The following is a 13,226-nucleotide window of genomic DNA, read 5'->3' on the forward strand; positions in this document are numbered from 1 at the left end:
CGAAACGGCTACGACGCGGTGATGTGAGGCAGCTCCAACATATATTCAGCTTGGGAAGCTTCGGAAACAAGCAGGAAATTCAATCGAGCGTTTCATTACCACGAGACCCCGTCGAACTGCGATCGACGGGGTCTCTGATCAATCTAAGGCGAACCGCGGCCGCACTGAAAAGCGAAAAATCTAGGATTTTTTGCCAAACTCGATACCATTCGGACCGATCGTGACGCCCGCTCCCCCTTCACCTTCGCGGAATACAGTTGTGGACCGCACCGCGGTACGAGCGTTTTGAGGAGCGAATTCGAGCGTCGTATTCGGATGAACAATCGCGTTGTCGACCACTGATTTGGCCGTGTAGTCACCTCTTTTGCCTCCGCTGAACACGCTTCCAGAAATGGACTGCTTTGAACCGTCTCCAGCATGGAATGCTGCGGACCCCTCATGATTAATATTAGAGATCTCTGACGCAGCACCTCTTTCAGCTACCGAATGGAGATGCATGTTGCGGATTACGTTGTCTTTAAACACCGTGGAGCCGCCAACGCTCTGTATAACAATCGGATCGAGCACAGTTTGTGCAAGAATGTCTGCCATTGAAACCATAGACGCCGCCGCCGATCCACTGCTGGTCAGCGCAGCTTCAACGCCAGCAACTCGGTCATCTAAAGCGCTGATTTCGGGTGCCATCTCCTCAACTAGACTAGCGAGTAAAGCAACGTGCTTCTCAAGTTGCGGGTCCATCAACCGCTCCCTGAGTCGTTCCGTCACAATCGATGCTGGGCCGCCAGCAACAGGGACTAGAGAAAGGAGCATTGATAGTGCCGTGAGGCCCGCTGGACCGTATTTCTGCAACGCAGTATCTCTCCTAAGGGCGGCCTCAATCTCTGCTACAGCTGACTTATCCATTGTAGTCTCCTCCATATTCGGAACATGACTACGCCACCGAATTTATGATTTGGCAAGATATTGAGCGCGTGATGCTAATTAATACTTGAGAACGCTTGCCGGCTGTACGCCTTGATGGGCCGCTATCAGGGATAGAACTTCGTCATAGTCGTCCAAAGCGGATGACACCGGTGGAACACCTGCACGAAACTGTTCTGCCGGACCTCGCCGGCCGGCATCGTCAACCGCCAGGGTCCGACCCGCTGCGTCCCCACAGCCCTGTTCGGGCTTGATGTATCATCCGGGTCCTTGACCGGGATCATCGAGATCCGCTCGAAGTCATTAGCCTCGCTTCCGCGATACCAGGCGATCCCCATGTACTCGCAGTTTCGAAGCTTTGTGAATTCAGCGCGCACCATGCTTGTCTCTGACGTGACCTCGTCGACGCTCAGGATCGTCAGCTTGCTCAGCGCTGGCCTGTATCGTGTCTCAAGCGCAGGCCCGAGGACAAAGAAGCAGTAGATGGCGCACATGATCCCGATCGTGCCACAGAATGCTTTGATCAGGGCGAGGCCGCTTGGTAGCGGCACGCTGGCATCAAGGAGTTGGCGGGACATTGAACCCTCCTTTCACGATGAAGGTTAGTATGGTTGCGATGAGCGGGCCGAAGAAGGCGATCAGGAGCCACTTGCCGATGCTCCATAGGCCTTTCACGGACTCTTCAATGCGGTCCTGATTTTCCTCAAAACGTTTATCGCGCTCGTCACGAACGGCGTTCTGTGTCTTCAGGCTGGCAACTTCGTTCGTCAGCGCGGCAAGGCTTGAAGCAAGCTGCGTGTGATCCTTGCGCAGCATTTCAGTGCTGTCGGAGCTAGTCATGTCGTCGGAAACCCCACAGCTGAGAATGGCAGAAAAAGCGAAGTCGGCAGGTGTTGACTCATGTCAAAGAATTAGAACATAGTAAGAACGTGCTGCCGCATTAGGTCGGCAATCAACATCCTATCCGAAGACGAACACGTGCCCTGTGCGCGAGCGAGAACCCGTGTCCGAAAGACAGACGAAACCTGCCATGCCGCTTCCAACCCTTCGAGACTATCGCGCCGAGACCGTCGAGATGGTCTGCACGCCATGCGCCCGACAGGGCGTGTTCAGTCACAAGAGCCTGGTCAAGAAATTCGGAGCGAACGCAGAGTTCGTCCAGATCCGGCGGGTTCTCGCAATGGGATGCGAGCACGCCGGGACTGAGAAATGTCGGGCAAGGTTTCCCTGCCTTCTGCAAGCGCAAATCCTATGGGAGCCACGCCGATGAGTGATGAGAGCAGGACAGCCCTAAGCGGACCGACAACGCTCTACATCCATTGGTGCTGCATACCATCGTGCAAGCAGTGGGGGCGGTTTTGGCTTTTCAAGTAATCGAGGTGAGCCGCAGTGGTGGTGCTGGGAGCACTACCCTCACAAACCCAATCAGGCCCGCAGCGAAGCGGCCGAGATTGCCGAGATGCTACGGTGAGCGTCTCGGCAGAACTAACAGCGTAAAAGCGTGAGATTGTCATGACGAAATCGGACACGAGTGCGGGCTTCAAAGCCTGGTGGGACTTGCTCTCAGACGAAACAAAGGCGGGCATCGATCGCCGCGTGGCGTGGATGGCATTCGTGGCAGGCTCCAGACACCGGATGTATCCCCCAAAGAACACCTATCGTTTTCGCGCTGGCCGTTGGATCGTCACTGTGACCGCCGACACTGTCGAAGATGCCCGCATGAAGGCTGTTGAGAAGCTGGACCAACGGGCGGAAAAGTTAGGGGCAACCCCTCCGCCGAGCGGATGGCCCCTAACCAAAATTGCGGGCTCGGCATAGACAGCCGACGTTATCGAGACGGCTGCTTCGGCAGCAGATCCGCAACCTTCGACATAATGATGTCCTGTAAGGCGTTGGGCGTGACGCCGAGCTTCTGCAGCGCTTCCGGGTTCTTTTCCTCGACATACTTTGTCGCGTCACGCAGCATCGCGCTGGTGATCGCCGAAACAGTCGCGCTGGCGATCGACCCGCCAGCGATACCGGATCGAGCAAGTGCAAACTTCAGAGCGTTGGCGGCCGAGTCGTGAAGGGCTTGGCGAAGTTTCGCTTGAATATCGAGCTGCTGCTTTTCGTCAGCTACCTTCAGCAACGAGATCAGACGCGCCGAGATCCACGTGATCAGTACGGGCCCCACGATCGAGCCGAGAAGAACGACGAGCGGCTGGACGATTGCCCACAGGTCGAACCAAACAGATGATGGGGCAATGACGGGTGCTGCGTCCTGCGCATATACCGGCTGCAGCGTGATTGCGAAAACAAACAGGAGAGCAAGCAGCGCAAAGAAGCGCGCCGCGATCATATTGATGCGGATCATAGGATGAGTTCCTTGTTTTGAGGGCTTGGTTTTAGAGCTTGGACTGCACCATGGCGCGCATCTGATCGCCAACGGCAACCGCGCCTTGGATCGAGGTATCGAAAGGCAGGCGGGCAATATCCCACTTTCCTTTCTGCTTGATGCCGAGGTTCGTTTGCACCTCGGCATGACTGAGAACTGTCTTGCGGCTGACCTTGACGCCGTAGCGCTTGCAGAGCTGCGCAAGGACGTTTGCAAGTTCGTCCCACTGGACGCGCGTGATCGGCTGCTTGCCGGCACTGAACGGGATTTCGACAGCCCCGGCCATCCCGCAGAGCGAGACGCCGATGAAACCGGTGTTGCAGTTCAACGTGTGCGCCGCGTATCCGGACTTGGCTTTCGGGAGGCTGTTCAGGTCGATTGAGGGAGCGCCACGGACGTGCTTGCCGTCGCCCTCGATGAGGAGGTGGTAGTGAGAGCGATCGAGTTCGCTGGCCTTATTCTGGCCGGCCGTCCAGTGAAAGACAATGCCAGTGATCTTGGCATCCGGCATCCATACCGCCGGGATCACCTTCTCCTTCATGTCGATCGAGGTTGTCGGGACCGCTGGAGGCAGAGAGGTTGGCGGCGACGCGACCACGCCGCGTAGCTTCTCCAACTCGTCGAGTGCGTGATTGAAGGCGTCATCAGCCTCTTTGCCGTAATCGCCGTCCGCGCCGTATTTCGGTAGCAAAAAGCCAAGCAGCAGCATGCGCTTCTGCGTTTTCTGCAGAATCGAGTTCATAGCGTATGTCCTTTAAGGGGTGACTCGACTCTAAGCCAGACGGATGTTTACCTGCCTAAAACGGGAGAGTAGAGTTTGATAAAGCTAGGATACAATTTGCCGTCTGATCAACGGCTGCTTGCCGCTCTGAGACGGCTGAGCGTCAGATGCACTGTTCAAGTCGGCTCGAACGGCCCCGCTATAGTTTTCAGACACGCAGCAAGAGACGCGATTGCACTTGTGGATACTGGTGCCTCACTGTGCGCGATCAGTTCGCAGATGATACCGCCAGGCTGTCTCCCAGTTGCTTTTCATACTGGAGCCGTCAACGTTGCTGGTCCGCTGGAAGAAATAGCTGTTTACAGGTGTAGGCTGGCATTCGACGGATACCCGACGACCGTTGAACTGGATTGCCTAGGGCATAACGCCGGGGGCGATGGTTGCGATCTAGTGCTTGGCACTCCGTTTCTTTCAATGGGCCGACTAATCTACGATGTTGTGCACGGCGAGAGCCATTTCAGTATCCACACCAGATAAACCGAAACAGCTGCTTAGGGGGGTCCCCTGACTGATGCAGTCTGCGACTTCGTACGGCACTCGTATCACTGCGGTTGCGCGTAAAGTAATGCTTGAGAGAATGTTTTTCTCGTCTTCAATTCGGCTCGTATCTCCGTTAACTTTATTCTTGATTGTGCTAACGCAAAAGGCCGCCGCAGCGACTTCCTCCTCCATCTCGTCACTCCGCTCCGGCTTCAACTTGCTGCTTAAGCTCACGAACCTGATCCGCGAGGCCGTCACGCTCCTGATTGGCCGCAGCCAACTGCGCATCGACGATCTGCTTTTCAGTCGCCGCGGCCGCCGCTCGATCGTTAAGGCCAGCAATTTGCGCCTGAAGCTCACGAAGCTGCAGGGCGAGCGCTTCCTTCTCAGCCGTCAGTTCGGCCACACGGTCGCCGGCCGTTTCGAGCTCCTTGACGAGAACAGCCTTTTCGCTTTCCAGCGAAGTCACACGTGCCAGCGCATCGCGGGTTGTGTTCGACATGATGTCCGAGGTCGGGAAGCCAGCAATGTCAAGCGGCTCGGCTTGGCCAATCTCCTCCTTAAGCACCTCACCATCGAGCGTGACTCGGCGGAGGTACTGGCAATGGGCGCCGGCCGGGAGGCCGTCGAGCCCAAAGCGGATGAGGATCTCATAAGGGATTTTGACGTCTTTAAGGTCCATGTGACTATCCTTTTGTTGAAAGATCAGGAGACGACGGTTCCGTCGCCCCAAACCCAGTTGGTGCCGTTAGAAGTTGCCTGACGCTTTCCGCCGGAGCCGTCGGAGACGTAGACAATGCACCGACTGTAGGCGGAAGCGGCAGGCAGAGTGGCGACTGTAAATGGTGGAAGCTTCGGTGGTGCGGAGAAGGTTACGACGCCTGTTGTTCGAACGATGGTGAGCGCCGCCGTCTTACTCGCGCCTGCATCAGTATAGGGTTCAAGGGTGATAACTGATCCCGCGTCGGCTCCGGTCTCGCCGCCTGAAACACGCCAGCTCCAACGCAGCAAGGACGCGGTAGTGAAATCTAGCGCGCGTTCGCCCGCGCCGTTGATAACGACGGACACCCTGCTGCTTTCAGTATCCCCGCCGATGTTCGCTTTCGCTGCCCAAAGGGAGGAATATCGCCGGCTAGAAGATCCGATCGATTGCGCCTTGTCTGTGACTGGACCTGCAACCTGCGCATAGGCGACATTCAGCTGTGCCGCAGTGTTGTAGACAGGATCCCATGCGCCAGGAGCGCCAGCGATATTGACGCGAATGAACGAAGCGCCGTTGGCCGCGTTATAGAAGACCTGGATCGAGTAGCTCGCGTCATACTGCAGATGCAGGCACGTTCCCGAAACGCCGGGCGATCCGGTTGCCGAGGCAGAAGCTTTATATACTCCTGTTTGGTTGAGGACGTTGAGATTTGGCACCAGCGGTGCAATTTCCTGCAAGCCCGGACGCAAACGTCCGTCTGGCAGTAGCCCCAGAAGAAGATCGGCAGCAGAGCCTGACGCTGCGACATTCGCAAGTCCAAGGGCTGTGCGCCCTGCGGCCTGGTTTGCGGCGCCAACGACAGACCGTCCGAATGAAGTGAACGTCGCAAGCGCCGCTGTGCCCGCACCCGTGAAGTATGGAAGCCGATCCGCCGCACCGACTAGGCCAGAGAAAGCGTAGAGGACTCCGTTCGTGAGAGCATCGAGGACAGCACGCGCCGACGCGAGCACACGTGTGACATCAGGCGTGACGCGTGCCTCGTAGTTTTGCGCATTCCGGGATGCCCCCGGCCAAGGATAGGCAAGCGTCAACTGCGTGTTGCTGTCAACGCTCGCGATCCTAACCGAAAGACCGGCCGCCCAGAACAGGTCGCCGGGGCGAAGATCGAAGTTCAGCCAGCCGGTACCGACGCCTGTCACAACGGTCTCGCCAGCATTGATCGTGGCGGTACCGGTACTGTAGGTCGTTTGAAGGGCCATTATTCCGTCTCCTCAGCCGTCGCCGGCGTATCAGTCGCTCCGAGACGCGCCTTGAGTTCCGCGAGCTCTTTCTCGTAATTGAAGCCGATCTGGAACGACTGTTTGAGCGATTGTGCGAGAAACAAATTGCGCTGGGACAGATGGTCAATCATCGCTTTCGCTTCCTGTAGCTGCACCTCTGTCGTGATGGTAATGGTGTTCATCGGTCCCTCGTCAGGCATTGGATTTCTTGTCCCGTTTGGCCGCAAGGGTACGACGGCCGGCAATGACCGAGCCGCTGAGAACCCTTGCGATGATTGAGTAAGTTCGGATGCCGCTTCCGCTATCGACCATGTACTTGAGACGAATGGCCCTGAACTCGTTGTTGGTTGTGAACGTCCAGCTATCGGCATCGACGCCGTTGTTGTCGGTGCCCTCGCGAAGGCGGATGTCGATCACGCTGCCTGCTTGCCCCTGGCACCGGATCACCGCGTCGACTTCGAGGTAGTCGACGCCGGACTTGTCGATCGTGACCGATCCGATGCTTGTGTAGACTGACGAGATGTCTTCAGTGGAAGCCGAAGCATAGAAGCGCCGCTCTGCAACCGCGTTCTGCGCGACCGCAGTGTCCTGGACAGATCCGTCCTTGAAGGTGATCTGATCCGTCGTGATCTTGCGGATATAGGCAGACTGGAGATAGGCGCCGTTCTGGTCGACTGCGAACGGCACGTTCTTTCCGCCGTTGGCGATCAAGGCAAAGCGCTGGGCGTCGACCAGGAATTGGGTTGGATTTGCCCCGTCGTAGGGGACGTCGATGAAGAAGCCTGCCTCGCGATAGTCGCTGCCGGCATCCACCCGCGCTCGCGCGCCAATGCGGGCATAGCCCCCAGGTCCGGCTTGGACTTCCATCTTGAACCGAGCGTCAGCCGAATTCGAACCGACCGTTGCACTCAGGCCCTGAAGCGACGTTGCCTGAGCCGTGATCTGCCCGCCGTGCTCGGACACAACCGTTGACAGGCTGCTGAGAGCGAACACGCTCGCTTTGTCACCAAGAGCGTTTTGCAGCGAGGTGATCGCCGAGCCCTGAGAGCTAATCGAGTTACCCTGCTGACCAACCGTGCTTGCCAGCGTCTGAAGTGCGGACGCGTCGGCCTTGCCAGGGAGCGCTACCTGAAGTGAAATGATTGACTGGCTGTGGGCATCGATCACGTCGCCCTGCTGCGTGACCGTGTTCGACAGCGACTGAACTGCTGAGGCGTCTGCTTTGCCGCTTAAAGCATTCTGCACCGACGTGATCGCACTGCCCTGAGAGCTGATCGCGTTGCCTTGCTGACCAACCGTGCTTGCCAGCGTCTGAAGTGCGGACGCGTCGGCCTTGCCAGGCAGCGCTACCTGAAGTGAGATGATTGACTGGCTGTGGGCATCAATGACGTCGCCCTGCTGACCAACCGTGCTTGCCAGTGTCTGAATTGCAGACGCGTCGGCCTTGCCAGGCAGCGCTACCTGAAGTGAAACGATTGACTGGCTGTGGGCATCAATCACGTCGCCCTGCTGAGTGACCATGTTCGACAGCGACTGAACTGCCGAGGCGTTTGCTTTGCCGCTTAAAGCATTCTGCACCGACGTGATCGCACTGCCCTGAGAGCTGATCGCGTTACCCTGCTGACCAACCGTGCTTGCCAGCGTCTGAAGTGCAGACGCGTCGGCCTTGCCAGGCAGCGCGTTTTGCAGACTGGTAATCGCCGACCCCTGCGACGATAGGGCATCGCCTTGGTTGCTGACCGTCTGCTGGAGGCTGCTGACTGCAGATGCCGAGGCCTTCCCATTGAGCCCGTTCTGCAGCGACGTGATGGCCGTACTCTGGGAAGAGAGCGTCGTGCCCTGCTGGCTGACCGTCGTTTGCAGGCTGGACAGCGCTGAAGCAGCCGCTTTGCCATCCAGCGATACCTGTATCTCGCCTATCGACTGCGCCTGAGCTTCGAGGTCGTCTCCCTGTGCAATGACAACGGTCTGAAGCGACTGCAGCGCACTTGCATCTGCTTTTCCAGCAACCGCGCTCTGCAACGACGTGATCGCGGTCGAGCTGCTTGTGATCGAGCCCTCCGTTGCGGTAACGCGGGCTTCAAGCGACTGCAGCGCCAAGGCCTCTGCTTTCCCCGGCAGCGCCGCCTGTACCAACGTAACTGCCTTGGCAACTATATCGACGCTGTCGTTGGTCGCGTCGATGCGCGTCGTCAGCGTCTGCGACGCGGTCGTGAGGGCGTTGCGAACGTTCTGCTGGCCCAGGAAGGCAGCAAAGGCCGCATCCGTTGTTTCAGCCAGAAGGTCGGTCAGCTCATTGCGCAGCGCCGTCGTTGACTGTCCCTGGATGACAATGCCACCGCCACCATTCATGGCATCGACCTGAGCAGACAGAAGCGCAAGCGCCGTGGCGTTGGCTTTTTGGCCAAGCTGAGTGTTCAGCGCCGTTAGCGACTGCGATTGAGCAGCAACGCTGTCCTCAAGATTTTCGACGGTTGTGGTGATCGTCGATAGACCGGAGGCAAGCGCAGTCACATCGCCGTTGACGTCAAGGAAGAGCGCCTGCAGGGCTGTGATCGATGAGGCATTGGCACTATCGCCAGATGCGCGCGCCGACTGCTCTTCATACAGTTCCGCCCTGGACGCGCCCGGGCTGGGCGACCCGATCGAGATCCAGTCGAACTGAAAATAGTCCGTGGCGGACTGCGCAACCGACAGATCAATACGGACCTGGTCGACCGTTCCTGTCCACGGCATATCGAAGGTGATGTTCGACAAGCCGTTTGCATCGAAGGAAGGTGCTGTGATCGTGACGCGCCGGCCATCACTCCATGCGAAGTCGGCAATACCGTTCCACCAAGCCTGACCTTCCCAGACCGGGTTGCCGGTCTTGCGAATGCGCGCCCGGATCTGCCGGTAGGTATTGGTGTCGACGCCAAGTGCGATCGGAGAGACAGAATATGGGGCCGCGCTATCGCCGGGACGAAGATAGCCGTTCGAGACGACGGGCGCGACGTCGCCCGTCCAGCCCATCAGATCGGTGTCGAACGCCCACATGCGTAGCGGATCAAACTGATTATCCGTGCCAGCCGACAGCGCGTTGACGCGATCAGCTAGAGCGGCGTCGCGACCGACACTCGCGCTCTCGACTGACAAAACCTGAGCGGTCAGTCCCGTTGACGTCACCTCCAAGGTCGTCGTGCGCTGAGCGAGGGCTGCTGTCTGCGACACGGCGAGCGTGATCTGCTCGTCGTAGGTCGCAACGACCTGGCCTATCCGGGTCGTCAGCAGCGTCCGGAGCTTCTCAACCTTGTCGAATTGAGCGAAGTCATTCTCAGCGATATAGTCACGCAGAGCGTCAATCTCAGCGGCCACACCGCGAAACCGCGATGCCTGCTCAATGATGGCGGAGATCCGGGCCTGCTGCTCCTGCTCGATCGCGTCGGCTTGCTCAGCGATCGCGTCTGCTTGCTCGGCGATCGCGTTTGCGCGCGTCGATGCTTCAGCCGTAAGCGCTGTGGCCTGCTCGGCGATCGCCTCGGCACGTGCCGAGGCTTCGGCTGCTAACGCTGCGGCCTGCGCCTGGACGGCGGCAATCCGTTCCTCGATCTCCTTTCGAAGGCTCTCACCTTGGTCGCCAACCGTGGAGAAGAGATCCTCGTCGATCCACATCTTGAGCGTCTGCAGGCTGTCGACGATCTCCGCCTCAAGATCTTCGAGCGTCAGGCGGGTGTCGAACGTGATGACCGGAAGCCAGGCGGACCAGTTCGTCTTGCGGGCCGTGAACGGAACGTACTTTCCGCGGGCCTCATAGTCGGTGATCGGCAGGCACCAGTCGCCCGACAGCAACCACTCATAAGGATCTGCATACGGGGTCTGGTCGCTGTCGAACACGACGTCGCCGGTCACGCTGTTGCGGACCTGAACCCACACCTTCATGACGTCGTCGAGACCGTCGGCGCATTCGACCTTGATGGCGACACGACGCGGATTGCCGTCGTTGTCGTCGATCGATGCGGGCGCAACTGACCAACCGTCCATCTCCTGAACCGGCGCCTCGATACGGCCCATCCAGCCTTCAGAGGTCGGCATTTCGAATTCAGGCGACCAGTCATAATCGGCCGGGTCGATTTCCTTGATCGTCACAAGCTGATTGAGCGTCATCTCGCCTTCGATTGCGAGGATGACGAATTTCTTGTTCTCGTAGCCGTTGCGTTCCGACGTCCACGAGATGACGTCGTTCGGCTCCAGCACCCATGCCTGCGGGGGCAGGTAGAACTGATGCGTGCGGAAGCGACGCTCTTCCTCGATCATCATACGCATCAGGCGCTGGACCTGGCGCTTGTAGGGCACAGCCGGAAACTGGACGTCTGCCGGCAGCACGCGGTTGCCGTCTTCGATTTCAAGAGACGGACGGTAAAGCGTCGGCGCATCCTTCGATGCCCACTTTTCGTCGGGCTCCGGATAGCTGGCCTTGATTGCATTGACCGTGGCATCGAGACCGGGGAACGGCTCGAAGCTCTGATCTTCCGTCACAATGATATCGTCGTCAGAAATTGCAAAGACCGCAGCCGCAAATGCACCCACATGGATCTTGAACGAGCCGCCGTTCTCGGCAATGCGGGCAGCGCAGCCGGCGCGCAGGTCGTCGATCACATCGAGCGGTTCCATATCGCCGGTGACCTCGTATCCGCCACGGAACTGTGGCTCGCTCGGCTGGTCCGTAATGCGGATGAGGCGCGACGCTTCTTGCGCCGCTGCAATCCAGTTGGACGCAGGAAGCCTCGACGCTGCCAGATCCTGACCCCCGAACATCCACTGGTCGTTGTATTTCAGGCCGCGGATGATGTTGTAGATCATCACCGGCAGGTTGGTGGATGGCTCCCAGGTCGACGGAGCATTCCACCGGTGCGGGCCATTTCCGCCTGCGCTCGAATCCTTCCTGATGTCATAGAGTTTGAGCGGCCCCAGCTCGAAAACGCAGGTCGGCGCACCCCCGAACATGTCCCGGTTGAAACGGAAGGTCATGACTGCATACGGGCAGCCACGGCCGATCATCGTATCGAGGAACGGCCGGTTCGGATGGTCGCCAAAACGCGCGCGCAGATACGCGTTCGGCTGCGTCTGCGTGCCGTCGTAGAACTTGATCCACGCGTGGTGATCTTTGCTGATCGCGCCCTGGAACTGATAGATTGGAAAGCCGCGGGACGTTTCTTCGTCCCACATGATTGTGCACTTTTCGTCGTCGATCCACAGGCCTTGGAGACCCGACACGGGCATGTTGCCTAGCTCGATAACGTCGACGAACATCGCATTCGGCGTTCCACCGATACTGCCATAAGTGCCGGCATACTTTCGCTTTCCGGCCGTCGCGTATCGACCGATCGTCGTCGAGACAGGCAGGTCGTCGCCCATCTGGATTTCCAGCTTGACGCCAACGGCCTGCTGCTTCTGCTTCTTCGCTGTCATCCGCTGCAGAAGCGTCGACGCGAGATTGAGCGCGACCGTCAGAAGAACCTTGGCGATCAGTGATCCGACCGCGCCGAGCGACGACAACAGCGCCGGGATCGCGGCCAGCACCGGGCCGGCATGCGCCGGCTCCGCCAAAAGCCAGAAACTTGTGACGTTCAAAAGAAGAACGAAGATTTTCATGGATTACCCGACCCGGAACGCCCGGTCTGCAGAAAGGCGATCGACAGTTCCGATCCCGGTCTCTGTCATGGTGATGACGCGCTCGCCGTTGACCACGCCGAGGCTGTGCTTGAACTGTGTATCGACCGGGATGGTGACGATATCGCCCATCTGCGATTCAGACGGATGATTGTATTCCGGGAGATAGTTTGCCAGGAGATCCGCGATATCGTCGAAGCCGAGTTTTCGGATAAGCCGGTAAGCAGATGCGGCATCACTGAACTGGTCGGCATACTCTTCGCCGAAGCGTACACCTGTAAGAGCCTGCACGGTGCGGGCGCCGAGACCCAGCACGCAGTCATGGCCTTGCCAGTCGAACGGCTGACGCCTGATTTCATCAATGAGAGCATGGAACTCTGAGATCCAGAGCGGCTTACGCTGCAGCTCGATCATAGCTTCTGCCCCCACGGAATGCGCCAGGTCTTCACGGTGTTGGCGTACTTGCCCCACTCGTCACCGCCGCGCAGCTTCTGCGCCTCGTAGGACGACTTTGTGTAGTTCTTGCGGGTCAGCATCGAGATCGCATCCGAGACGCAGCGGATGGTCACCAAGCCTTCCCCACCAACCGAAGGCGTGTCGATCGGCGAGCCGTCCACCTCACCGAAGAACACGAGCTGTGGCGTTCCAACCGGCAAGCGCGTTGCGGGATCAAGAAGCATGTCCCAGATCTCGACCTTGCCCAGCCGTACATCGTAGCCGCGCACGAGCTGTTGAACGGGATCGGCAAGCTGGCTGATGCTGACAGGGACTGTCTGGATAGTCAGGTTGGAAACACGCGGGATCGAACCGATCTCTAGGTTAACGCCGCCGTAGAACAGCCGCGTTGATGGCTGGCTGTCGACGCCGGACGTGACTGTGATGTCGACGTTCTCATCACCAGTCCAAAACGAGACTGTCTCTAAGACTGTCGGGTGGCCGAATTCGCGGGCGGTGATGCTCACCAGCTTACGCGGAACAATGCCTCGCTCTGGCGCGTCGGCTAATGCGGCCATGAAATCAGGATCTACATTGCGCATG

12 protein-coding genes are annotated in these 13,226 nt (G+C 58.6%); 1 reads left to right on the top strand and 11 read right to left on the bottom strand.

From position 1 onward, the window contains the following. Positions 1-180: 180 nt before the first annotated feature. The 3 genes from ACQY1K_RS23150 to ACQY1K_RS23160 all read right to left on the bottom strand — a co-directional run bounded on the left by ACQY1K_RS23150 (position 181) and on the right by ACQY1K_RS23160 (position 1,761). Positions 181-903: a hypothetical protein gene (locus ACQY1K_RS23150; RefSeq protein ID WP_430259756.1), complete on the bottom strand. Its 723-nt coding sequence runs from the start codon at positions 901-903 to the stop codon at positions 181-183. 125 nt (positions 904-1,028) lie between these two features. Beyond that, a complete protein-coding gene (locus ACQY1K_RS23155) occupies positions 1,029-1,499 on the bottom strand; it encodes a hypothetical protein (RefSeq protein ID WP_430259758.1) in 471 nt (156 codons plus the stop codon). After that, entirely contained in the window at positions 1,480-1,761 is a 282-nt protein-coding gene (locus ACQY1K_RS23160; protein ID WP_430259760.1) for a hypothetical protein, read from the bottom strand. The genes ACQY1K_RS23155 and ACQY1K_RS23160 overlap by 20 nt, the downstream gene beginning before the upstream one ends. Before the next feature lie 672 nt (positions 1,762-2,433). On the opposite strand from ACQY1K_RS23160, the gene ACQY1K_RS23165 reads away from it, so the two are divergent. Then, entirely contained in the window at positions 2,434-2,739 is a 306-nt protein-coding gene (locus ACQY1K_RS23165) for a hypothetical protein (RefSeq protein WP_430259762.1), read from the top strand. 10 nt (positions 2,740-2,749) lie between these two features. On the opposite strand, the gene ACQY1K_RS23170 is transcribed toward ACQY1K_RS23165, so the two are convergent. The 8 genes from ACQY1K_RS23170 to ACQY1K_RS23205 all read right to left on the bottom strand — a co-directional run bounded on the left by ACQY1K_RS23170 (position 2,750) and on the right by ACQY1K_RS23205 (position 13,225). After that, complete coding sequence (locus ACQY1K_RS23170; RefSeq protein ID WP_430259764.1) at positions 2,750-3,274, bottom strand: hypothetical protein; 525 nt, start codon at positions 3,272-3,274, stop codon at positions 2,750-2,752. Positions 3,275-3,305: 31 nt separating this feature from the next. Next, positions 3,306-4,037 (bottom strand): peptidoglycan recognition protein family protein, encoded by a 732-nt coding sequence (locus ACQY1K_RS23175; RefSeq protein ID WP_430259766.1) that lies wholly within the window; start codon positions 4,035-4,037, stop codon positions 3,306-3,308. Between the two features lie 715 nt (positions 4,038-4,752). Further along, positions 4,753-5,238: a hypothetical protein gene (locus ACQY1K_RS23180; RefSeq protein ID WP_430259768.1), complete on the bottom strand. Its 486-nt coding sequence runs from the start codon at positions 5,236-5,238 to the stop codon at positions 4,753-4,755. 23 nt (positions 5,239-5,261) lie between these two features. Further along, complete coding sequence (locus ACQY1K_RS23185; RefSeq protein WP_430259770.1) at positions 5,262-6,518, bottom strand: pyocin knob domain-containing protein; 1,257 nt, start codon at positions 6,516-6,518, stop codon at positions 5,262-5,264. Next, entirely contained in the window at positions 6,518-6,721 is a 204-nt protein-coding gene (locus ACQY1K_RS23190) for a hypothetical protein (protein WP_430259772.1), read from the bottom strand. Before ACQY1K_RS23190 ends, ACQY1K_RS23185 begins: the two co-directional genes overlap by 1 nt. 10 nt (positions 6,722-6,731) lie before the next feature. Beyond that, positions 6,732-12,170: a hypothetical protein gene (locus ACQY1K_RS23195; protein WP_430259774.1), complete on the bottom strand. Its 5,439-nt coding sequence runs from the start codon at positions 12,168-12,170 to the stop codon at positions 6,732-6,734. A 3-nt stretch (positions 12,171-12,173) separates the two neighbouring features. After that, entirely contained in the window at positions 12,174-12,602 is a 429-nt protein-coding gene (locus ACQY1K_RS23200) for a DUF6950 family protein (protein WP_430259776.1), read from the bottom strand. Continuing rightward, positions 12,599-13,225 (bottom strand): hypothetical protein, encoded by a 627-nt coding sequence (locus ACQY1K_RS23205; RefSeq protein WP_430259778.1) that lies wholly within the window; start codon positions 13,223-13,225, stop codon positions 12,599-12,601. Before ACQY1K_RS23205 ends, ACQY1K_RS23200 begins: the two co-directional genes overlap by 4 nt. Position 13,226: the final 1 nt, after the last annotated feature.

It is taken from the genome of Neorhizobium sp. IRS_2294, from assembly GCF_050500145.1.
Lineage (GTDB): Bacteria > Pseudomonadota > Alphaproteobacteria > Rhizobiales > Rhizobiaceae > Neorhizobium > Neorhizobium soli.

Coding starts and splice junctions, on each gene's coding strand:
- ACQY1K_RS23150 (WP_430259756.1), bottom strand. CDS start 903: ATGGATAAGTCAGCTGTAGCAGAGATTGAGGCCGCCCTTAGGAGAGAT.
- ACQY1K_RS23155 (WP_430259758.1), bottom strand. CDS start 1,499: ATGTCCCGCCAACTCCTTGATGCCAGCGTGCCGCTACCAAGCGGCCTC.
- ACQY1K_RS23160 (WP_430259760.1), bottom strand. CDS start 1,761: ATGACTAGCTCCGACAGCACTGAAATGCTGCGCAAGGATCACACGCAG.
- ACQY1K_RS23165 (WP_430259762.1), top strand. CDS start 2,434: ATGACGAAATCGGACACGAGTGCGGGCTTCAAAGCCTGGTGGGACTTG.
- ACQY1K_RS23170 (WP_430259764.1), bottom strand. CDS start 3,274: ATGATCCGCATCAATATGATCGCGGCGCGCTTCTTTGCGCTGCTTGCT.
- ACQY1K_RS23175 (WP_430259766.1), bottom strand. CDS start 4,037: ATGAACTCGATTCTGCAGAAAACGCAGAAGCGCATGCTGCTGCTTGGC.
- ACQY1K_RS23180 (WP_430259768.1), bottom strand. CDS start 5,238: ATGGACCTTAAAGACGTCAAAATCCCTTATGAGATCCTCATCCGCTTT.
- ACQY1K_RS23185 (WP_430259770.1), bottom strand. CDS start 6,518: ATGGCCCTTCAAACGACCTACAGTACCGGTACCGCCACGATCAATGCT.
- ACQY1K_RS23190 (WP_430259772.1), bottom strand. CDS start 6,721: ATGAACACCATTACCATCACGACAGAGGTGCAGCTACAGGAAGCGAAA.
- ACQY1K_RS23195 (WP_430259774.1), bottom strand. CDS start 12,170: ATGAAAATCTTCGTTCTTCTTTTGAACGTCACAAGTTTCTGGCTTTTG.
- ACQY1K_RS23200 (WP_430259776.1), bottom strand. CDS start 12,602: ATGATCGAGCTGCAGCGTAAGCCGCTCTGGATCTCAGAGTTCCATGCT.
- ACQY1K_RS23205 (WP_430259778.1), bottom strand. CDS start 13,225: ATGCGCAATGTAGATCCTGATTTCATGGCCGCATTAGCCGACGCGCCA.